This is a genomic window from Gammaproteobacteria bacterium (assembly GCA_036381015.1).
GTDB lineage: Bacteria > Pseudomonadota > Gammaproteobacteria > Steroidobacterales > Rariloculaceae > ZC4RG20.
Genome location: DASVDR010000024.1, coordinates 167,503 through 187,227, shown reverse-complemented (window position 1 = coordinate 187,227; position 19,725 = coordinate 167,503). Strand labels below are relative to the sequence as shown.

Annotated in this window: 18 protein-coding genes and 1 riboswitch; of the genes, 8 read left to right on the top strand and 10 right to left on the bottom strand. The window is 67.9% G+C overall.

Going from position 1 to position 19,725, the window contains the following annotated elements; all coding sequences use genetic code 11:
• Positions 1-7 precede the first annotated feature (7 nt).
• From VF329_09375 to VF329_09355, 5 genes are read right to left on the bottom strand one after another with little or no spacing between them, the layout of a single operon-like run.
• Positions 8-2,209 carry a type IV pilus secretin PilQ gene (locus VF329_09375; GenBank protein ID HEX7081212.1) on the bottom strand — a complete coding sequence of 734 codons (2,202 nt, stop codon included), beginning with the start codon at positions 2,207-2,209 and terminating at the stop codon, positions 8-10.
• A gap of 30 nt (positions 2,210-2,239) precedes the next feature.
• Positions 2,240-2,764 carry a pilus assembly protein PilP gene (locus VF329_09370; protein HEX7081211.1) on the bottom strand — a complete coding sequence of 175 codons (525 nt, stop codon included), beginning with the start codon at positions 2,762-2,764 and terminating at the stop codon, positions 2,240-2,242.
• 4 nt (positions 2,765-2,768) lie between these two features.
• Positions 2,769-3,374, bottom strand: a complete 606-nt coding sequence (locus VF329_09365; protein ID HEX7081210.1) for a type 4a pilus biogenesis protein PilO — start codon at positions 3,372-3,374, stop codon at positions 2,769-2,771.
• Entirely contained in the window at positions 3,371-3,937 is a 567-nt protein-coding gene (locus VF329_09360; protein HEX7081209.1) for a PilN domain-containing protein, read from the bottom strand. The genes VF329_09365 and VF329_09360 overlap by 4 nt, the downstream gene beginning before the upstream one ends.
• Before the next feature lies 1 nt (position 3,938).
• Complete coding sequence (locus tag VF329_09355) at positions 3,939-5,000, bottom strand: pilus assembly protein PilM (GenBank protein HEX7081208.1); 1,062 nt, start codon at positions 4,998-5,000, stop codon at positions 3,939-3,941.
• Between the two features lie 280 nt (positions 5,001-5,280).
• Positions 5,281-5,378: riboswitch (cyclic di-GMP riboswitch) on the bottom strand.
• A gap of 65 nt (positions 5,379-5,443) precedes the next feature.
• Here VF329_09355 and VF329_09350 point away from each other — a divergent pair.
• Both VF329_09350 and VF329_09345 read left to right on the top strand, forming a co-directional pair.
• Positions 5,444-7,930 (top strand): PBP1A family penicillin-binding protein, encoded by a 2,487-nt coding sequence (locus VF329_09350; protein ID HEX7081207.1) that lies wholly within the window; start codon positions 5,444-5,446, stop codon positions 7,928-7,930.
• Between the two features lie 8 nt (positions 7,931-7,938).
• Positions 7,939-8,556, top strand: coding sequence for a hypothetical protein (locus tag VF329_09345; GenBank protein ID HEX7081206.1), 618 nt, complete (start codon positions 7,939-7,941; stop codon positions 8,554-8,556).
• Between the two features lie 64 nt (positions 8,557-8,620).
• On the opposite strand, the gene VF329_09340 is transcribed toward VF329_09345, so the two are convergent.
• The 5 genes from VF329_09340 to VF329_09320 all read right to left on the bottom strand — a co-directional run bounded on the left by VF329_09340 (position 8,621) and on the right by VF329_09320 (position 12,817).
• Entirely contained in the window at positions 8,621-9,922 is a 1,302-nt protein-coding gene (locus VF329_09340; GenBank protein HEX7081205.1) for a citrate synthase, read from the bottom strand.
• A gap of 189 nt (positions 9,923-10,111) precedes the next feature.
• Positions 10,112-10,324 (bottom strand): 50S ribosomal protein L31, encoded by a 213-nt coding sequence (gene rpmE / locus VF329_09335; GenBank protein HEX7081204.1) that lies wholly within the window; start codon positions 10,322-10,324, stop codon positions 10,112-10,114.
• Between the two features lie 412 nt (positions 10,325-10,736).
• Positions 10,737-11,345 (bottom strand): RdgB/HAM1 family non-canonical purine NTP pyrophosphatase, encoded by a 609-nt coding sequence (gene rdgB / locus VF329_09330; GenBank protein ID HEX7081203.1) that lies wholly within the window; start codon positions 11,343-11,345, stop codon positions 10,737-10,739.
• Positions 11,342-12,058 (bottom strand): ribonuclease PH, encoded by a 717-nt coding sequence (gene rph, locus VF329_09325; GenBank protein ID HEX7081202.1) that lies wholly within the window; start codon positions 12,056-12,058, stop codon positions 11,342-11,344. Before rph ends, rdgB begins: the two co-directional genes overlap by 4 nt.
• A gap of 15 nt (positions 12,059-12,073) precedes the next feature.
• Positions 12,074-12,817 (bottom strand): protein phosphatase 2C domain-containing protein, encoded by a 744-nt coding sequence (locus VF329_09320; protein ID HEX7081201.1) that lies wholly within the window; start codon positions 12,815-12,817, stop codon positions 12,074-12,076.
• A 187-nt stretch (positions 12,818-13,004) separates the two neighbouring features.
• On the opposite strand from VF329_09320, the gene VF329_09315 reads away from it, so the two are divergent.
• From VF329_09315 to recG, 6 genes are all read left to right on the top strand, one after another.
• A complete protein-coding gene (locus VF329_09315; protein ID HEX7081200.1) occupies positions 13,005-13,871 on the top strand; it encodes a YicC/YloC family endoribonuclease in 867 nt (288 codons plus the stop codon).
• A gap of 2 nt (positions 13,872-13,873) precedes the next feature.
• Positions 13,874-14,542, top strand: a complete 669-nt coding sequence (gene gmk, locus VF329_09310) for a guanylate kinase (protein ID HEX7081199.1) — start codon at positions 13,874-13,876, stop codon at positions 14,540-14,542.
• A 124-nt stretch (positions 14,543-14,666) separates the two neighbouring features.
• Complete coding sequence (gene rpoZ / locus VF329_09305) at positions 14,667-14,960, top strand: DNA-directed RNA polymerase subunit omega (GenBank protein HEX7081198.1); 294 nt, start codon at positions 14,667-14,669, stop codon at positions 14,958-14,960.
• 23 nt (positions 14,961-14,983) lie between these two features.
• The gene (locus VF329_09300) at positions 14,984-17,149 is read left to right on the top strand and encodes a bifunctional (p)ppGpp synthetase/guanosine-3',5'-bis(diphosphate) 3'-pyrophosphohydrolase (GenBank protein ID HEX7081197.1); all 2,166 of its coding nucleotides are present in this window, start codon (positions 14,984-14,986) and stop codon (positions 17,147-17,149) included.
• Between the two features lie 8 nt (positions 17,150-17,157).
• A complete protein-coding gene (locus tag VF329_09295) occupies positions 17,158-17,559 on the top strand; it encodes a RidA family protein (protein ID HEX7081196.1) in 402 nt (133 codons plus the stop codon).
• Positions 17,560-17,594: 35 nt separating this feature from the next.
• Positions 17,595-19,676, top strand: coding sequence for an ATP-dependent DNA helicase RecG (gene recG, locus VF329_09290; GenBank protein ID HEX7081195.1), 2,082 nt, complete (start codon positions 17,595-17,597; stop codon positions 19,674-19,676).
• The last annotated feature ends 49 nt before the right edge of the window (positions 19,677-19,725 follow it).

Genomic DNA, 19,725 nt, shown 5'->3' with positions numbered 1-19,725 from the left:
GCGCCGGTCAGTTGATGCCGACGCCGTCGTCGATGATCCGCGGCGTGACGAAGATCAAGAGCTCGGCGTTGTCGTTGACCGTCTCCCTGCTGCGGAACAGATACCCGAGGCCGGGGATGTCGCCGAGAATCGGAACCTTGTTGACGGTGTCGCGGTTCTCGGTCTCGTAGATGCCGCCGAGCACGACGGTCTCGCCGTCGTTGACGAGCACCTTCGTCGTGACCGAGCGCGTGTCGATGCTCGGCACGAGCCCGCCCGTGGCGCTCGGGACGACCTCGCCGACCGAGTCGTTCGTCACGTTCAAATCGAGAATGATTCTGTCGTCCGGCGTGATCTGCGGCGTCACGAGAAGGCTCAGGACGGCTTCCTTGAACTGCGTCGTGGTCGCGCCGCTCGAAGCCGACTCCTGGTAAGGAATCTCCACGCCTCGCTCGATACGCGCCTCCTGCTGGTTCGACACGACGATGTGCGGCGTGGAGATCACCTGCCCCTTACCCTCCGCTTGGAGGGCGGAGAGCTCGAGGTCGACGAGGTAGTCCGAGTCGAGAATCGCGAGCGCGAAGGAGCCCGCGGGGTTCGCGACGGGAAGGTTCACGTTGTAGCGGTCGTCGATGGCGCCGACCGTGACCGGGAAGGGCTGCCCGGTCGCCGCGATGTTGCCGAGAGCGGAGCCGACGATCGAATCCGAGCCGGCGCTCGTCCCGGTCAGCGACACGAGGCCGTCGCTCGAGTTCTCCTTGACGATCGTCGAGCCGAAGCGAATACCGAGGTTGCGACTGTAGTCGTCGTTGACGACGACGATGCGCGATTCGATCAGAACCTGCCGCACCGGGATGTCGAGCGTTGCGACGAGCCGGCGGATGTTCGCGAGGCTGTCCGCGGTATCCTGCACGAGCAGCGTGTTGGTCCGGATGTCGACGGCGACGCTGCCGCGGGGCGAGATCAGCGCGTTCGTGCCGGCCGCCCCGCGGATCAGGTCCGCAAGCTCCGCGGCCTTCGCGTAGTTGACCTGAATGAACTCCGACTGGAGCGGTTCGAGCTCCTGCAACGCCTGCCTCGCTTGAAGCTGGGCCTGCTCGCGCGCTGCGATCTCCTCGGCCGGCGCGACGATCATCACGTTGCCGTTGCGGCGCATGTCGAGGCCTTTCGTCGTCATCAGGATGTCGAGAGCCTGATCCCAGGGCACGTTCTGCAACCGCAACGTGACGTTGCCCTGCACGGTGTCGCTGACGACGATGTTGAGGCCGCTGGTGTCGGCGAGAAGCTGAAGGACGGCGCGCGTCTCGATGTCCTGGAAGTTCAGCGTCAAGCGCTCGCCGGTGTATTCCTTGTCGGTATCGAAAGCGTCGCCGACGACGTCCTCCTCCTCTTCCGGAGGCTGCTTCAGCTCGAGCGTGAAGACGTTGTCGGACTGGTAGGCGACCTGGTCGTACTCGCCGCTCGGCGTGACGACGAGACGCGTGTTGCGGCCGGCGCGAAGCGCGTCGACCGTCGAGACGGGCGTCGCGAAGTCGGTCACATCCAGGCGCCGCATGAGGTCGTCGGGCAACGCCGTGTCCTGAAACTCCACGACGATCCGGCCGCCTTCCTGGCGGACGTCCACTGCCGTGCTCGGGTCGTTCAGCTCGACGACGACCTGGCCGGCGCCGTCCGGCCCGCGCCGGAAATCGATGTTGTCGATCGCGTGCCCTGTGGCTGCGGCGGGCGGCAAGGTACCCGCCGCGGCGGCGCTCGTGACCGGCTGCCCCGCAAACGTGACGGCCGATCCGGACACCGGCTCCTGGCCGAGCACGACGTAGACGCTGTCCCCTGAGACGCGCGTGTCGTACGGCACCATCGTCGTCAAGTTCAGCACGACGCGCGTTCTGCCGTTCGCTTCCGCGCTCATGACGTTGATCAGCGGCCCGATGTTCACGTTCTGCCGGCGATTCGTCCCGAGCGACGTTTCCGGAAGATCGATCGAGATGCGCGCCGGGTCGTCGATCGTGAAGCTCATCGGCTCGGGAGCCGTGCCGTTCGTCCTGAGACGCAGCTCCACGCGCTGCCCGGGAAGCGGCGTCGCCACGATGGCTTCCAGGGAGCGCACCGCCTCCTGCCCGAGCGCCGTCCCCGCCGGGATCCCGGTCGCAAGCACGCAGCCGAGTGCGAGCAGGCCGCGCCGGAACCGCGCCGAGACGCTTTCACCGCAAACACGTGCTGGCATAGACATACAGTTCACTCCGTAAAAACCCGTGCGGCGTCAGTCGGCGAGACTGATGGCGGCGGGGCGCTCGAGATAACCCCCGAGGCCGTCGGGGATGATCTCCACCAGGGAAATCTCGGACTCGGTGATCGACAGAATGCGGCCGTAGTTCTGACCGAGATGGTTACCGACGGTGACGCGATGGATCAGCCCGTCGTTCGTCTGCACGAGACCGAATCGGTTGCCGTTCGACTCGAGCGTGCCGACCATCTGCAGCGTATCGAGCGGAAACTGCTCGAGAAACTCGCGCGGACGGTCCGGGTCGGGGCGCGGCACGCTGTCGGGGTTCGGGCCGAGGCGCGGCTGCGGCGTATCCGGCATGAACGGACTGCGCCGGTCGCCGGGCTCGTAGGCGAACCTCGGTGCCGGGCGAATCTGCGGCAGCGGCTCGATTCGCCCGCCCGGGCGGGCCTTGACCTCGTCGATATAGGCGCGTAGGTCGTCGTTCCCACCCGTGCACCCGGAGAGCGCGAGGGCCGCGACCGCGCCGACGAGCAAGCGATTCACGACTCCTGGTTGCATACCCTCATCCCCCGGCGGCGTCCTCTTCGAGATAGCGATAGGTCTTCGCGGTCACGTCGAGCGTCAGCTCGTCGAACGTATTTTGCGAGGCTCGCGTGATCGCGATGTCGTGCAACGTCACAATTCGCGGCAATGCGGCGATCCCGCTGACGAACATACCGAGCTCGTGGAAGCTGCCGTTGAGGCGGATCTTGATCGGCAGCTCGGCGTAAAAGTCCTTCTGGACCTCGCCCATCGGCTGGAACAGCTTCTCCTCGAGGCCCGCGCCGAGCCCCGTCTGGGAGATGTCGACGAGCAGGCTCGGCACCTCGGTCTTGCCCGGGAGCTGACGCAGCATCGTGCCGAACGAGCGCTCGATCTCGGCGAGCTGGGCCTTGTAGGCGTCGAAATTCGCCGCCTTGCGCTGCTTCTCCTCGAAGGTCGCGCGCAGCTCCTGCTCCTCGAGCTTGGCCCGGTCGAGCAGCGGCATCTCGGATTTCACGACGAACGTGTACGTGCCGAACGCGACGACGCCGATGAAGGTGATGACGACCGCGCCGACGCGGAACGGCAGCGGCCAGCGTCCCGGATCGTTCGTATCGAGCGATTGCAATTGCTCGATGAAGTTCATGGCGCCTCCTCGAGGTGCTCGGCCATCGGCACCTGCTCCGCGAAGATCGTGAAGCGAGCGTTGCGGGAAGGCCCGCTATCGACGGTTTGCACGACGTCGAGCCCGGGATTGCGCAGCCACTCGGACTCGTCGATGTTGCGCATCAGCGCCGACACGCGCGTGCTCGACTGCGCCTCGCCCTTGATCTCGATCCGTGAGCCCGTCTGCCTCACCTCCGTGAGGTGCACGCCTTCCGGCAGCGTGTTCACGAGCTCGTCGAAGAGATGCACGACCTCGGGCCGCGACCTCTGCAGCTGATCGATGATCTCCATCCTTGCGAGCAGGCGGTTCTTTTGCGTCTCGAGGCCGGAGATCTCTTCGATCTGCTTGTCCAGCTCCGCGATCTCGGCCTTCAAGATCGAGTTGCGGGTGTTCTGGTTCGCGGTCCAGCTCTGGACGGTCAGCTTGGATGCGTACACGACGAGGCCGCCGAAAAGGACGGCGCCGAGCAGCGCGAGCAGGAACTCCTTCTTGCGCTTCTCGCGAAGCTCCGCGCGCCACGGCAGAAGGTTGATTCTCGGCATGTCAGTCGAAGCTCCGTAGTGCGAGTCCGCAGGCGGTGAGCAGCGCGGTCGCGTCCTTTTGAACGCCCTGGGCCTTCGCACGCGAGGACATCTTCATCTGGCCCAGGGGATCGCCGATCTCCGTCGGAATGCCCACGCGGCTGCCGATGACGTCCGCGACTCCAGGGATGTTCGCGCAGCCGCCGCAGACGAGAATCTGGTCGGGCTGCTCGCGCCCGCTTCCCGACGCGAGAAAGAACTGGAGAGAGCGGCTCACCTGCTGCGACATGTCGTCGATGAACGCGTCGAGCACCTCGGGCTGGTAGTTGCTCGGCAGGCCGCCTTCCTTCTTCGCCCGGCCGGCGTCCTCCATGCTGAGGCCGTAGGTGCGCATGATCTCTTCGGTGAGCTGCTGCCCGCCGAACGCGAAGTCGCGCGTGTAGATGACCTTCAGATCCTTCAGCACGCTGAACGTCGTGGTGCTCGCGCCGAAGTCGACGATCGCGATGAACTTGTCCGCGCCGCCGTCGGGCATCTGATGGGTGAGAAGCTGGCACGCGTTCTCGACGGCGAACGCCTCGACGTCGACGACGCGCGCGGCAAGGCCGGCCGCCTCGACCGCCGCTTGCCGCTGCTCGACGTTCTCGGTGCGCGTGGCGACGAGCAGGACGTCGAGCATGTCCGGATCCCGCTCGCTCTCGCCGACGACCTCGAAGTCGAAGCTCACTTCCTCCATCGGGAACGGGATGTACTGATCCGCCTGTAGCTCGACCTGGCCTTCGAGCTCGGCCTCGCTCAGGTTCTTCGGCATCTGGATGATTTTCGTGATCGCGGCGTCGCCGCTGATCGCGATCGCCGCTTCGCGCGTCTTCGTGCCGGAGCGCTTCACCGCGCGTCTCACGGCTTCGCCGACCGCGTCGGCGTCGACGATGGCCTTCTCGTTGATGGCATTCGGCGGCGTGGGCTCGGCGGCGTACGACTCGACGCGATAGCCTCTGCCGTTCTCGACGAGCTCGATCAGCTTGACGGAGGACGTCGTTATGTCAAGTCCCAGAAGGGGTCTGATCCTGCGCCTTGCGAACACAAATTTTCCTTTCCAACGCAAATGGTTGGGTTAGAATCTTCTACGCGCTCTCAAAAGGCCGATTTAACTGTATCCCACGCGCGATACGGACCGTTGTGATGGGCATCACGAATACCGGGACGAGACTATGCTCCCCTTACGCTTTCCGCCTTGTCGAAACCTCTGCAAAGCGGATCGATTCCCGGCCGGTGGAGACGAAGGCGAAGGTCTAACGAGGTGAGTGCAGCGGACCGCACGCGAAGCGGCGAAGAGATGGAACACTCCCCAAGTGTTCACCTGCTTCGGCAGCCCCGCTATCCTAGGCTCCGCGATCGGCTTATCGCCCGTAGACCGGTGGCTTTGCGTCCCCACCTTTCGGTGGGTTTGCCCAACGGCGGCGACTATGCACAAAGGATCCGGGCATGGCAAGGGCGTACAATTCACATTCCGACGCGCACTCCATTATGAGACGTATCGCACGTAGCCTGCTCGGCTTGCTGATCGGCGGCGCGGCCGTCGCAGCGGCCCTGACGGCCGTCGTCGTCGGGGGCTATTACTATGTGGAGCCCGGGCTGCCGCACGCCGAGCAGCTTCGCGACGTGCAGTTCCAGGAGCCGCTGCGCGTGTACTCGCGTGACGGACGGCTGATCCAGCAGTACGGGCCGAAGCGCGCCCCGGTCGACTACGAGGAAATTCCCGAGGTGCTGGTGCGGGCGTTGGTTGCCGCCGAGGACGACCGCTTCTTCGAGCACATCGGCTTCGACATCCCGCGCACGGCATACGCCATCGTCAATTACTTGATCGCGCGAGGCGACGAGCGTCCGCGCGGCTCGAGCACGATCACCCAGCAGGTCGCACGCGAGTACTTCCTCAATCAGGAGGTTTCCCTCGAGCGAAAGTTCAAGGAGTGGATTCTCGCGCTGCGCATCGAAGCGGAGTTCACCAAGGAGGAGATTCTCGAGCTCTTCTTCAACACCACGTTCTTCGGGCAGAACTCGTACGGCGTGGCGGCGGCCGCGCAGACTTATTTCGGCAAGGAGCTCGGCGAGCTCACGCTCTCGGAGGCGGCCATTCTTGCCGGCATTCCGTGGGGGCCGTCCATTGCGAATCCGATCTACAGCCGCGAGAACGCGGCGCGGCGGCGGGCGTACGTGCTGGGCCGGATGCGCGAGCTCGGGTACGTCAACGAAGTCGAGTACCGTGCGGCGCTCGCGGAACCGATCAGCGGCGAGCGCCACGGCGTCGAGATGCAGCTCGACGCGCCCTATATCGCGGAGATGGTGCGGCTCGAGATGCTGCGGAAGTTCGGCGATTCCGCCTACACGGCCGGCCTGAAGGTGACGGCGACGGTGGACAGCCGGCTGCAGGAGGCGGCACAGGCGGCGCTGCGGCAGGGTCTGATCGATTACGACCAGCGCCACGGCTACCGCGGCCCGATCCGCCGGCTCGAGCTGCCGCCCGTCACGGATGCGAAAGAGGCGGACGGCGCGCCGGACGGAGCGTTCGACGAGGAGCGCCTGCGCGAGGCGCTCGCGGACTACCCGCCGCTCGTCGGCTTCGAGGCCGGCGTCGTGCTGCACGCCGACGCGGTGCAAGCCGAGGTTTACCTGCCGTCCCGGGGGCGCGTCACGATCGGGCTCCCGGCCGTGGCCTGGGCCGCCCCGCAGCTGAACGAGAAAGGGGCCGTCGGCGCCCGTCCGGACGAAGTCTCCGACGTCCTCGCTCGCGGGGATATCGTCCGCTTCACGACGCTCGAGGACGGCTCGCTGCAGCTCGCGCAGCTGCCGGAGGTGCAAGGCGCTTTCGTCGCGCTCGATCCGAGCGACGGCGCGATCGTCGCGCTGAGCGGCGGCTTCGACTTCTACCTCGACAGCTATAACCGCGCCACGCAGTCCAACCGTCAGCCGGGGTCGTCGTTCAAGCCGTTCGTGTATTCGGCCGCGCTGGAGAACGGCTTCACCGTCGCCACCATCGTCAACGATGCGCCGATCACGATAGAGGACCCGGTGCTCGAGACCGTCTGGAAGCCGGAGAACTACGAGAAGCGCTTTTACGGCTACGTCCGATTGCGCGAGGCGCTGATCCACTCGATCAACACCGCGTCCGTCCGTGTCATCCTGAAGGCGGGCATCATGAACACGGTGCGGCACCTCCAGAAATTCGGCTTCGACGAGGTCGCGCTGCCGCCGAACGCCGCCCTCGCGCTCGGCGTCGGCGGCGTCTCGCCGTTGGAGCTCGCGGCGGGGTACGCGGTGTTCGCGAACGGCGGGTTCCGCGTGACGCCTTATTTCATCGACCGCATCGAGAACGCCGCGGGCGAGGTGCTTTATCAAGCTCAGCCGGCATTCGCCTGCGGCGACTGCGTCGAGGTGCCGGCCGGCGACGAGGAACCCGCGCTGATCGAGGACGTCACGGAGCTTTATCCCCCGATGCGCCTCGCGCCCCGCGCAATCAGCCCGCAGAACGCGTACCTCGTCACGGACATGCTCCACGATGCGGCGGGGCCCGGAGGCACGGGCGCGCGCGCCCGGCGAGAGCTCGGGCGCTTGGACATCGCCGGCAAGACCGGCACGACGAACGACCTCCGCGACGCCTGGTTTGCGGGCTTCAACCCGGACGTCGTGGCCGCCGCATGGGTCGGCTTCAACTTCAATCGCCCTCTCGGGGGGCGCGAGCAGGGCGCCGTCACGGCGCTGCCGATTTGGACGGCGTTCATGAAGGAAGCCCTCGAGGGTGTTCCGGAGCGCACGTTCGAGGAGCCGCCCGGCATCGTGACCGTGCGCATCAACCCCGAGAACGGCCTCGTCGCGAGCGGCGCGAACCCGAACACGATCTTCGAGAAGTTCCGCATCGGGCACCTGCCCGAGCGGGAGCCCGACGCTGCGTTCCCGACCCACGACTTGCCCGCTTCCCCGGAAGGCCCGGCTACACAACCGCGCGAAATCTTTTGAGCTTTGTGATGGGTAGACGCACTTCTGGACCCGCGCTCGCCGCTTTGCGCGAGCGTCTCGCGCAGACCGCGGCGCGGCTCATGATCGAAGGCGGCATCGAGGACTACGGCCTCGCGAAGCGCAAGGCCGCGGAGCGGCTCGGCGTGCGCAATCTCGGCGCGTTGCCGAGCAATGCGCAAATCGCGGCGAGCGTCGCGGAGCGCCAGCGGATCTTCGAGCCGGACACACAGCGGCGGCGCGTGCAAGGTCTTCGCCGCATCGCGCTCGGGATCATGGACTTGCTCGCACCGTTCGAGCCGCGCCTGGTCGGCCCGGTGCTCGCCGGCACCGCGACGCCGGCTTCGCCGATCGAGCTGCATGCCTTCGCCGATTCCCCGGAGAGCGTCGCGGCCCTGCTCGTCGACCACGGGGTCGCGCTGCGCGACTGCCAGAGGCGCTACCGCTTCAGCGCCCGCCGCGTCTCGCTCGTGCCGGGGTATCGCTTCGTACAGGACGGCGCCGACGTCGTCGTCGTCACGTTTCCGGAGAACGGGCTGCGGGAGGCGCCGCTGAGCCCGGTGGATCAGCGGCCGATGCGGCGCGCCGGCCGCAACGAGGTCGCGGAGCTCGTGCCGGACGCGAATTGAGCTTCCGCGTCCGAACGCCCTCGCGGAGCGCGGAGCCTCGCCGGCGCGAGAACGGGACGACCGGTCAGCGGGAGCGGGCCGCGATCGGGCGGTAGTCTCGTCGAGTCGGGCCGACGTAGAGCTGGCGGGGCCGGCCGATTCGCGTGGCCGGATCCGTCACCATCTCCCGCCAGTGTGTCACCCAGCCGACGCAGCGCGCGATCGCGAACATCACGGTGAACATCGACTTCGGGATGCCGAGCGCCCGATAGATGATGCCCGAGTAGAAGTCGACGTTCGGGTAGAGATTCTTTTCGATGAAGTACTCGTCCTTCAACGCGATCTCCTCGAGGCGCAACGCGAGCTCGAAGAGAGGCGTGTCGTTCTGACCGAGCTTCTCGAGCAGCCGGTGGCACATCTCGCGGATGATCGCGGCGCGCGGATCGTAGCTCTTGTAGACGCGGTGCCCGAAGCCCATCAGGCGGAACGGGTCCTTTCTGTCCTTCGCCTTCGCGACGTATTGCCCGATGCGGTCGACGGAGCCGATCTCCTCGAGCATGTTGATGACGGCTTCGTTCGCGCCGCCGTGCGCCGGCCCCCACAGGGCCGACATGCCGGCCGCGACGGCCGCGTACGGGTTCGTCCCGGAGCTCCCGGCGAGGCGCACGGTGGAGGTGCTGCAATTCTGCTCGTGGTCGGCATGCAGGATGAACAGCAGGTCGAGCGCTTCCGCGGCGACCGGGTCCACTTGGTACTCGTCGGACGGCACGGCGAAGAACATGTGCAGCAGGTTGCTGCAGTAGTCCAGCCGGTTCTGCGGATAAACGAACGGCTGGCCGCGCGAGTGCTTGTAGGCGGCGGCCGCGATCGTCGGGAGTTTCGCGATGATGCGATGCGCGAAGATGTCGCGATCGCGCGGGTCGTGGATGTCGGTGCTGTCGTGGTAGAAGGCCGCCATCGAAGCGACGACGCCCGAGACCATCGCCATCGGGTGCGCGTTGTGGTGGAAGCCGTTGAAGAACCGCAGCAACGACTCGTTGATCATCGTGTGCGTGCGGATCGAGTGATCGAACTCCTCGAGCTCCGCGGCGGTCGGCAGCTCGCCGTGCAGCAGCAGATAAGCCACCTCGATGAAGCTCGACTCGCGGGCCAGCTGCTCGATCGGATAGCCGCGATAGAGCAGGATGCCGGCCTCGCCGTCGATATACGTGATGCTGCTCTCGCAGCTCGCCGTCGACGCATATCCGGGGTCGAACGTGAACATGCCGTGCTCTGTATAGAGCTGCGTGACGTCCACGACCTCGGGGCCGATCGTCGGCTGGCGTACGGGGAACTCGACCACCTCGCCCGAGCCGGGGAGGGTCAGAGTCAAGCGCTTCTCAGTCATCCAATCGCACCTGGCAGTGGCAAATTCGCATTATTCCGGCCCCGTGCCAGGGCGGATTCGGCGGTGTGGGCGCGCCGGAGAGCGCCGGCGAACGCAACCGGCTCATTATAACAGCGCCGACTGACCCTCCAAACGGCGAGGCGGAGCGCGCGTCGGGTTTCCGAGATGCCGCGAGCCGCGGCCGCTCGATCACTTGCTCGAGGTCATGCCGTAGCGGCGGCGGAATTTGTCCACGCGGCCGCCCGTGTCGACGATCTTCTGCTTGCCGGTATAGAACGGATGACACGCGGAGCACACCTCGACGTGCATGTCCTCGGTGTGTGTGGACCGCGTCTTGATCACGTTGCCGCATCCGCACGTGATCGTGATTTCTTTGTACTCTGGATGAATATTCGGCTTCATGGGTTCGGTCCGTGCCGGGCGCGTGAGAATACTGCCGGGCCCGCGTTCGGCACAAGGCCCGCGGGCAAAACTCGCCCCGGCGCCCCGCCCGTCCGACCTTCGGTTCGACCGCGGCGCCCCCGGGTCGTTCGATCGTCGACGCGAATGTGAAATCCGTCTCCTTATCCACAGAAACTGTGGATAACTTTGTGGAAACCCTCAGGGACGCGGCCGGCGAGCGCCGGCCGGAAAACGATTTCGGTTCGTTTGGTCAAAAAACGACCAGCCCGTAAATCTCTTTATTTTTCTGATGCTTAAGAAAGGATATGCAGCAGACGTCGCAACAATGGCCTGCAAGAATCTTGATTCTGCGTAGCGACACCGCTCCTGTGTATAACGACGGCCGCGGGCCCCGCGGAGCCGCTCCGCGACGTCATTCCGCGCCGGGGCCGCCTTCGAGCAGCCGCGCGAGGCGGCGGAGCGCGATCCCGCGGTGGCTGATCTCGTTCTTGCGCTCGGGCGGAAGCTCGGCGGCCGTGCAGCCTCGCAGCGGATCGAAGAACACCGGATCGTAGCCGAAGCCGCCGGAGCCGGATGGGGCCGTCGCGATCCGGCCGGCCCAGGTCCCCGTCGCGATCAGCGGGGCCGGGTCCTCGGGGGATGCGAGCGCCACGACCACGCAGTGGAACCGGGCGCCCCGGCGCCCTTCCGGCACACCCTCCAGGGCTTCGAGCAGGCGCGCCACGTTCGCCCGGTCGTCCGCGTCCGGGCCCGCCCACCGGGCCGACCGCACGCCGGGCGCCCCGCCGAGCGCATCGACGCAGAGGCCCGAATCGTCGGCGATCGCGGGGAGCCCCGAGCGCTCGCAAGCGTGGCGTGCCTTCAGGAGCGCGTTCTCGACGAAGCTCGGGGCCGTCTCCGCCGCCGGCTCGATGCCGAGCTCGTCCTGCGAGACGAGCGCGACGTCGGCGTCGCGCAGCAGCGTGCGAATCTCCGCGAGCTTGCCGCGGTTGCCGGTCGCGACGACCCAGCGGACCGTCATGCGTCGAGCACGGCGGCTTGCGCGGCCAGCAGCGACCGCACGCCGTGCTCCGCGAGGCCGAGGAGCTGCTCGAGCTCGGAGCGCAGGAACGCGTGACCCTCCGCCGTGCCCTGTATCTCGACGAATCCGCCCGCTTCGTTCATCACGACGTTCATGTCCGTCTCGGCCTCCATGTCCTCCGCGTAGTCGAGGTCGAGCACGGGCACGCCGCGAAAGATGCCGACGGAGACGGCCGCGACCTGCCCGTGGATCGGGTTGCGGTCGAGCTCGCGGCGCTCGACGAGGCGGCCGGCGGCCAGCGCGAGCGCGATGTAGCCGCCGGAGATCGCGGCCGTGCGCGTCCCGCCGTCCGCCTGAATCACGTCGCAGTCGATCGTGATCGTGCGCTCGCCGAGCGCGCGCCGGTCCACGACCGCTCGCAAGCTGCGGCCGATCAGCCGCTGAATCTCGAGCGTGCGGCCGCCTTGCTTGCCTCGGGCTGCTTCACGCGGCGTGCGTGTATGCGTCGCGCGGGGCAGCATGCCGTACTCGGCCGTGACCCAGCCTTCCTGCCGGCCTTTCAAGAACGGCGGGACCCGGCATTCGACCGAAGCGGTGCAGAGCACGCGGGTCTCGCCGAACTCCGCGAGCACCGACCCCTCGGCGTGGCGGGTGTAGTTCGCGGTGAAGCGCACGGGGCGCATCTCGTCGGGCTTGCGTTTACTGGGACGCATCCGAAACCTCCGTGCTCACTCGCCGAGCCATCGAAGCGCCGCGGCGCTGGTGTTGTCGCTGTGCGGGCTGTTACACCGAACCGCTTGCTCGGCCAGCGCCGCGAGGGCTTTCGTCAACCGCTTCCGGCCGTCCGCGAACGCGCCGATCTCGGCATCGTCGATGCCGGACCAGAGCCCGTCCGTGCACACGAGGATCACGTCGCCTTCGTGCACCCGCTTGCGCGACGTGATGCTCATGTTCGGCAGCGGCGTGTCTCCCCCGAGGCAGCACTCGACGTAATTGCGCATCGGGTGATAGCGGATCTCCCGCTCCGCGATCAAACCTTCGCGCAGAAGCAGCTCGACGTGGCTGTGATCGCGCGTGCGCTCGTGCACGCGGCCGCGTCGCAGGTGGTAAATACGGCTGTCGCCGACGTGCGCCCAGTAGGCCCCCGCGTCCTGCACGAGGCAAACGGCACAGGTCGCGCGCGGCTTGTGATCCATGGGCACGCCCTTGCCGAGCTCGACGACCCTGCCGTGCGCGTGCGAAAGCGCGAGCGTGAGGAAACCTTGCGGGTCGAGCACCGCGCCGCCCTCCTCGTTGAAGCACTCCGCCAGCGTCTCCACCGTCACCTCCGCGGCGCGGGCTCCTTCGGCGTGGCCGCCCATGCCGTCCACGACGACGAGCAGCGCCGCCGTGTCCGTGGCGAAGACGTCGACGCGGTCCTGGTTGTCCTGACGGTTTCCGGGCAGGCTCAGTTTCGCGTACTCGATGCGCACTGGCAGGCTCGCTCTGTTGCTAGACTAGTGGCGCGCCCGGGGCGCGAGACCGGGCGGCGCGCCGCGGCGCTCACGTGCGGACGCGAAGGCCCGCCGCGTGCGGCTCGGGCGCCGCACGGGCGGCCGCCCTGGCCGGACCGGCTCCAGCCGCGCACTTTGTACGATTCGACGGAACGGATTCAACACCTTGCCTCACAGCATGACAGGGTTCGCGAGCGCCGAGGCGATTTGTGCGCCGTTTCGCCTCGCGTGGGAGCTGCGCAGCGTCAATCACCGCTTCCTCGACGTGAGCGTCCGTCTGCCCGACGAGCTCCGCCCGCTCGAGCCCGAATGCCGCGACGTCGTCTCGCAATCGGTGCGGCGCGGTAAGGTCGACTGCACCTTGAAGATCTCCGTGGCCGCCGAGTCCGGAGGAGCGTACGAAATCGTGCCCGCGGCCCTCGAGGAGCTGCGCGGCCTCGAGAAGCAGGTGCTGCGCGTCTTCCCGGACGCCCGCTCGCTTTCCGTGCTCGAGGCGCTGCGCTGGCCGGGCGTGCTGAAAGAGCCGCAGCTCGATTTCGCCGTGCTCGCGGAGCCGGCCAAGCGCTCGCTGCGGGAGGCAGCCGCCGCCTTGAAAGCGGCGCGAGCGCGGGAGGGGAGCCGACTGGCCGCATCGCTCGAGGAGCGCAACGAAGCGATCGTCTCGCTGCTCGGGGCCGTGCGGCCGTGCGTGGAGAGCGCCGAGGCCCGCTACCGCCAGAAGCTCGAGGAGCGTCTCGCTCGGCTCGACGTTCAGGCGCAGCCGGAGCGACTCGAGCAGGAGCTCGTGCTGCTCGCGCAGCGGCTCGACGTCACCGAGGAGATCGACCGCCTGGCCGGCCACGTCGCCGAGGTCCGCGGCGTGCTCGCACGCGCGGAGCCGATCGGCAGGCGGCTCGATTTTCTGATCCAGGAAATGAACCGCGAGGCGAACACACTCGCGTCGAAGGCGCAGGACGAGGACCTGACGCGCGCTGCGGTCGAGCTCAAGGTGCTGATCGAGCAGATGCGCGAGCAGGTGCAGAACCTGGAGTAGCGATGGCGCCGCATGCAAATCCCCGCGGGCGCCTCGTGGTTCTCGCGGCGCCGTCCGGCGCCGGCAAGACCACCCTCGTGCGCGAGCTGCTCCGCCGCGAGCCGGACGTGCGCTTCTCCGTCTCCTACACGACGCGGCCGCCGCGCGCGAACGAGCGCGACGGCGTCGACTACTTCTTCGTGAGCGAGGAACGCTTCGCGCGCATGATTCGCGACGACGAGTTTCTCGAGCACGCCCGCGTGTTCGATCATTGGTACGGCACCGGCCGGGAGCACGTCGAGGGGCTGCTCGCCTCGGGCGCCACCGTGCTGCTCGAGATCGATTGGCAGGGCGCACGCCAGGTCCGGGAGCGGGCGCCGGAGGCGCGGACGGTGTTCATCCTCCCGCCGCGCCTCGACGCGCTCGAGGCCCGGCTCACGGCGCGCGCCAGCGATCCTCCGGCCGTGATCGCGCGGCGGCTTGCCGACGCCGTCTCGGACATGAGCCATTGGAACGAATTCGGGTACGTCGTGGTCAACGACGATCTCGACCGCGCCGCCGATGCGCTCGCCGCCATCGTGCGCGGCGGCGGGGAGGAGTATCGGAGCGACTCGCCGGCGACCCGCCGGCGGGTGGCGCGAGTGCTCGCGAGCATCCCGGCCGGCCGCGGCGCCTGCATCCCTTCGAGCTGAGCGCCCGGGGGGCGCCCGCGGCCCCGGCGAAAAAGGCCTTGTCCCCGCGGCCCCTTAGCGTGACAGGTTAGGCGCGGCGCGGGGGTTGGAGTTACACTGAACTGCTGCTTTCAAGGAGGAGCCGATGGCGCGAATTACCGTCGAGGACTGCACCCAGCACGTCCCCAACATGTTTCAGCTCGTGCTCGTCGCCGCGAAGCGCGCGCGACAGCTGTCGAACGGCGCGCATGCGATGGTCGAATGGGAGAACGACAAGCCCACCGTCGTGGCCCTTCGCGAGATTGCCGAGGGCTATATCGACGAGAGGATTCTCGACGAGCGCGATCAGCCGGTGGAAGACCTGCTCGACCTCGAGAAGAGCGCCGCGCTGATCCCGGACGACATCCTTTCGCCGCGGCCGATGGGCGGCACCGAGTGAGCGGGTCGCCGCTCTCGTGATCCATGAGCTACGTCGGCGCGATCCGCGACAAACGGCTTCCGGCCGTATGGCGCGCCGATGATCATGGGTTCGGCCAGCTGATCGCACGCGTCGGCGCGTACCTTCCCGCCGAGGATCTCCCGGGAATCACCGCAGCCTACGAGTTCGCCGCGAAGGCGCATGCCGGCCAGTTCCGGCGCAGCGGCGAGCCTTACGTCTCTCACCCCGTCGCCGTCGCGCAGATTCTCGCGGGCCTGTATCTCGACGCGGGCTCGATCAAGGCCGCGCTGCTCCACGACGTCGTCGAGGACACGCCGGCGACGCTCGCCGAGATCGAGGAGTGCTTCGGCGACGACGTCGCGTTGCTGGTCGACGGCGTCAGCAAGCTGGATCAGCTGCGCTTCGACAGCGCGGCCGAAGCGCAGGCCGAAAGCTTCCGCAAGATGCTGCTCGCGATGGTGCAGGACTTGCGAGTGATCCTCGTCAAGCTCGCCGACCGGACGCACAACATGCGCACGATCCACGCGCTGCCCGTCGAGAAGCAGCGGCGGATCGCCCGCGAGACGGTGGAGATCTACGCGCCGATCGCGAACCGTCTCGGTATCTACAGCCTGAAGGTGGAGCTCGAGGATCTCGGCTTCAAGACGCTCTATCCGTTCCGTTATCGCGTTCTCGAGCGGTCCTTGCGCCGAGCGCGCGGCAATCAGCGGCAGCCGCTGCGGCGAATCGAGGCTCGCTTCGTCGACGAGCTCGCCGCGAACGGGATCACCGCGCGGGTCACCGGCCGCGAGAAGCACCTTTACAGCATCTACAAGAAGATGCTTCGCAAGCACGCCCATCTCGCCGAGATCGTCGACGTGTTCGGCATCCGTATCATCGTCCCCGACGTCGACACGTGCTATCGAGTGCTCGGGCTCGCCCACCAGCTCTACAAGCCCATGCCCGGCCGCTTCAAGGACTACATCGCCATTCCGCGAGTGAACGGATACCAGTCGCTGCACACCACGCTGTTCGGCCCGAACGGGCTGCCGCTCGAAGTGCAGATCCGCACCGAGGAGATGGACAAGGTCGCGGAGCGGGGCGTCGCCGCGCACTGGCAATACAAGGCCGTGGACAAGCGCACGTACAGCACCGAGGAGCGCGCGCGCGAGTGGCTCGCCGGGCTGATGGAGATGCAGCACTCGGCGAACTCGGAGGAGTTTCTCGAGACCGTCAAGGTCGATCTCTTTCCGGACAAGGTCTACGTGTTCACGCCGAAGGGCGACATCATGCGCCTGCCGCGCGGCTCCACCGCCGTGGATTTCGCGTACGCGGTCCACACGGACGTCGGCAACCGGTGCGTGGCGGCGAAGATCGATCGCCGACTCGTGCCGTTGAAGACTCCGCTCGGGAACGGTCAGACGGTCGAGATCATCACGGCCCGCGGCGCCCGTCCGAACCCGAACTGGGTGAACTTCGTCGCGACCGCGAAGGCGCGGAACGCGATTCGCGCGTATCTCAAGAACCTGCGCCGCGACGAGGCGCGGGAGCTCGGGCGGCGCCTGCTGAGCCAGGCGCTGCGGCCATACTCGATCAGCCTGCGGCGGCTGCCGAGAGAGCGGTGCGCGCAGCTCCTCGAGGAGCTCGGCGTGGCCGACATGGCGACGCTCTACGAGCAGCTCGGGCTCGGCGAGCGGCTCGCGCCGGTCGTCGCCGGCATGCTCGCGCAGGGCGACGGCGGCCCCGACAGCGATCTCGCCGGCCGGCGCAAGCCGCTCGAGATCGCGGGCACCGAAGGCCTCGTCGTCAACTATGCGCGCTGCTGCTACCCGATCCCGGGCGACGAGATCATCGGGTTCATGTCGAGCGGCCGCGGCATCGTGATTCACCGCACGACGTGCGGCAATCTCGCGGAGTACCGCAAGCAGCCGTCGAAGTGGATCCCGGTCAACTGGAAGCACGACGTCCAAGGCGAGTTCCTCTCGGAGATCCAGGTGCGCACGCTCGATCGCGTCGGCCTGCTCGCCGAGGTCGCCGGACGCATCTCCGCCACGCATACGAACATCGATCACGTGCGCGTGGACACCGAAGGCGACGCCTCGGCGCTCCTGTTCAGGCTCAAGGTGAAGGGCCGGAAGCAGCTTGCGCAGGTGCTGCGCAGCATCCGGGCCATTCCGGGCGTCGTGCGCGTCACGCGCGGGACGAGTTGAGGCGACGGATGGAAAGAGAAGCGATCAGCACCACGCGTGCCCCGGGAGCCATCGGCACCTACAGCCAGGCGATTCGGGCGGGCCGCACCGTGTTCCTGTCGGGGCAGATCCCGCTCGACCCGGCCACGATGGAAATCGTCGAAGGCGGGCCCCGGGAGCAGATCCGGCGCGTGTTCGACAATTTGGCCGCCGTCGCGGAAGCCGCCGGAGGCGGTCTCTCCGATACCGTCAAGCTCACCGTCTATCTCACCGACCTCGGGCAATTCCCGGTCGTGAACGAGATCATGGCCGAGTACTTCTCTGAGCCCTTTCCGGCGCGCGCCGTGATCGGGGTCGCGGCGCTGCCGAGAGGCGTCGCGGTCGAGATGGATGCGATTCTCGTGCTTCCCGAGTCCGCCCTCGGGCGGTGAGACGACGCTCTTTCCCCGCCCCGCGTAGCCCACGGGTGGCGCTTCGCGATCACGACGTTTTCGATCGGCCGGTCGCGACCCTCGCCGGCGTCGGTCCCCGCCTCGCCGGCCAGCTCCGGAGGCTCGGCGTCGAGCGGATCGGCGACGCGTTGACGTTGCTGCCGCAACGCTACGAGGATCGCACCGAGGTCCGGCCGCTCGGCGCCGCGCGCCCCGGAGAGAAGGTGCTCGTCGAAGGCGTCGTCGAGCTCACCGAAGTCGTCGTGCGCCGGCGCCGGTCGCTGCTTTGCAGGATCGGCGACGGCACCGGCGCGCTCACGCTGCGCTTCTTTCATTTCGCGCCCGGGGTGCGGGAGCGGCTCGTCCGCGGTGCACGCTTGCGCTGCTTCGGCGAGGTCAGGATCGGCCCCACGGGTCTCGAGATGGTGCACCCCGAGTGGCGGACGCTCGCGCCGGGCGACGCGGCGGCCGACACGACGATGACGCCGGTCTATCCTTCGACCGAAGGCCTCGCTCAGCAGCGCCTGCGCCGCGTCGTGCAGCAGGTGCTCGCGATCGTCGAGCGCGAGCCGCTCACGGATTACCTCGCCGATCGCCTGCCGCCCGAATCGCCGACGATCAACGATGCATTGAAGGGGTTGCACCAGCCTCCGCCCGGAAGCGATTTCACGGCCCTCGCCGCCGGCCGCCACCCATGGCAACGCCGCGTCGCGCTCGAGGAGCTGGTCGCGCAGCGGCTCAGCCTGAAGCGCCTCGCGCTCGGCGCCGAAGCCGAGGAGGCGGAGCGGATCGAGGACGTCGGCGGCGAGCTCGCTCGGCTGCGCGCCGTGCTGCCGTTCGCGCTGACCGGCGCACAGGAGAAGGCGCTCGGCGAGATCCTCGGCGATCTCGCCGGCGACAAGCCGATGCATCGACTGCTCCAAGGCGATGTCGGATCGGGCAAGACCGTGGTCGCGGCGGCGGCCGCGCTCGTTGCGCACTCGGCCGGGTTCCAGACCGCCGTGATGGCGCCGACGGAGCTGCTCGCCGAGCAGCACTTTGCGAGCTTCCAGTCGTGGCTCGAGCCGCTCGGCGTCCGCGTCGTGCTCCTGACCGGATCGCTCGGCTCGGCCGCCCGCGCCGCCTCGCTCGAAGCGCTTGCGCACGGCCGCGCCGCGGTCGCCGTCGGCACGCACGCCCTCTTTCAGGAGAGCGTGCGCTTCGACGCGCTCGCGCTCGTGATCGTCGACGAGCAGCACCGGTTCGGAGTTCGTCAGCGCCTCGAGCTGAAGCGCAAGGGCAAGGCGGGCTCGACGGTGCCGCACCAGCTCATCATGACCGCCACGCCGATCCCGCGCACGTTGGCGATGACGGCCTACGCCGATCTCGACTGCTCGGTGATCGACGAGCTTCCGGCCGGCCGCAAGCCGATTCGCACGGTCGCGATGCCCGAGCAGCGCCGCGCCGAGCTGGTCCGGCGCGTCGGCGAGCATTGCCGGCAGGGACGTCAGGCGTACTGGGTGTGCCCGCTGATCGACGAGTCGGAGCTCGTGGAGTCGAGCGCGGCCGTCCGCCTCGCCGGCGAGCTCGAGGCGGCCCTGCCGGACCTCCGCGTCGGCCTCGTGCACGGCCGCATGAAGGCGGCCGAGAAGGACGAAGTGATGCGGGCGTTCAAGGAGCAGCGGATCGATTTGCTGGTCGCCACGACCGTCGTCGAGGTCGGGGTGGACGTGCCGAGAGCGACGCTGATGGTCATCGAGAACGCCGAGCGCATGGGGCTCGCGCAGCTGCATCAGCTGCGCGGCCGGGTCGGGCGCGGCGAGCTCGAGTCGAGCTGCGTGCTGCTCTACAAGCCGCCGCTCTCCGCGGTCGCTCGGCAGCGCCTCGATCTGCTGCGCCGGACGAACGACGGCTTCGAGATCGCGCAGAAGGACCTCGAGCTGCGCGGCCCGGGCGAGGTCCTCGGCACGCGTCAGACCGGCATCGTGCAGCTTCGGGTCGCCGATCTCCTGCGCGATGCCGACCTTTTGCCCGCCGTCATCCGGATCTCGGACGAGCTGCTCGAGCGCTGCCCCGAGCGGGTCGGCCCGTTGATCCGCCGCTGGGTGCGCGGCGCGCGCGAGTACGCGAAGGTCTGAGCGCCGGCGCCCTGCACGTGCGCCGCGCCGCCTTCGATCTGTGAGCCAC

What these genes read in the sequence shown, in the direction of transcription:
- VF329_09375 (HEX7081212.1), bottom strand. Translation starts at nt 2,209, where the DNA reads ATGTCTATGCCAGCACGTGTTTGCGGTGAAAGCGTCTCGGCGCGGTTC.
- VF329_09370 (HEX7081211.1), bottom strand. Translation starts at nt 2,764, where the DNA reads ATGCAACCAGGAGTCGTGAATCGCTTGCTCGTCGGCGCGGTCGCGGCC.
- VF329_09365 (HEX7081210.1), bottom strand. Translation starts at nt 3,374, where the DNA reads ATGAACTTCATCGAGCAATTGCAATCGCTCGATACGAACGATCCGGGA.
- VF329_09360 (HEX7081209.1), bottom strand. Translation starts at nt 3,937, where the DNA reads ATGCCGAGAATCAACCTTCTGCCGTGGCGCGCGGAGCTTCGCGAGAAG.
- VF329_09350 (HEX7081207.1), top strand. Translation starts at nt 5,444, where the DNA reads ATGAGACGTATCGCACGTAGCCTGCTCGGCTTGCTGATCGGCGGCGCG.
- VF329_09345 (HEX7081206.1), top strand. Translation starts at nt 7,939, where the DNA reads ATGGGTAGACGCACTTCTGGACCCGCGCTCGCCGCTTTGCGCGAGCGT.
- VF329_09340 (HEX7081205.1), bottom strand. Translation starts at nt 9,922, where the DNA reads ATGACTGAGAAGCGCTTGACTCTGACCCTCCCCGGCTCGGGCGAGGTG.
- rpmE (HEX7081204.1), bottom strand. Translation starts at nt 10,324, where the DNA reads ATGAAGCCGAATATTCATCCAGAGTACAAAGAAATCACGATCACGTGC.
- rdgB (HEX7081203.1), bottom strand. Translation starts at nt 11,345, where the DNA reads ATGACGGTCCGCTGGGTCGTCGCGACCGGCAACCGCGGCAAGCTCGCG.
- rph (HEX7081202.1), bottom strand. Translation starts at nt 12,058, where the DNA reads ATGCGTCCCAGTAAACGCAAGCCCGACGAGATGCGCCCCGTGCGCTTC.
- gmk (HEX7081199.1), top strand. Translation starts at nt 13,874, where the DNA reads ATGGCGCCGCATGCAAATCCCCGCGGGCGCCTCGTGGTTCTCGCGGCG.
- rpoZ (HEX7081198.1), top strand. Translation starts at nt 14,667, where the DNA reads ATGGCGCGAATTACCGTCGAGGACTGCACCCAGCACGTCCCCAACATG.
- VF329_09300 (HEX7081197.1), top strand. Translation starts at nt 14,984, where the DNA reads ATGAGCTACGTCGGCGCGATCCGCGACAAACGGCTTCCGGCCGTATGG.
- VF329_09295 (HEX7081196.1), top strand. Translation starts at nt 17,158, where the DNA reads ATGGAAAGAGAAGCGATCAGCACCACGCGTGCCCCGGGAGCCATCGGC.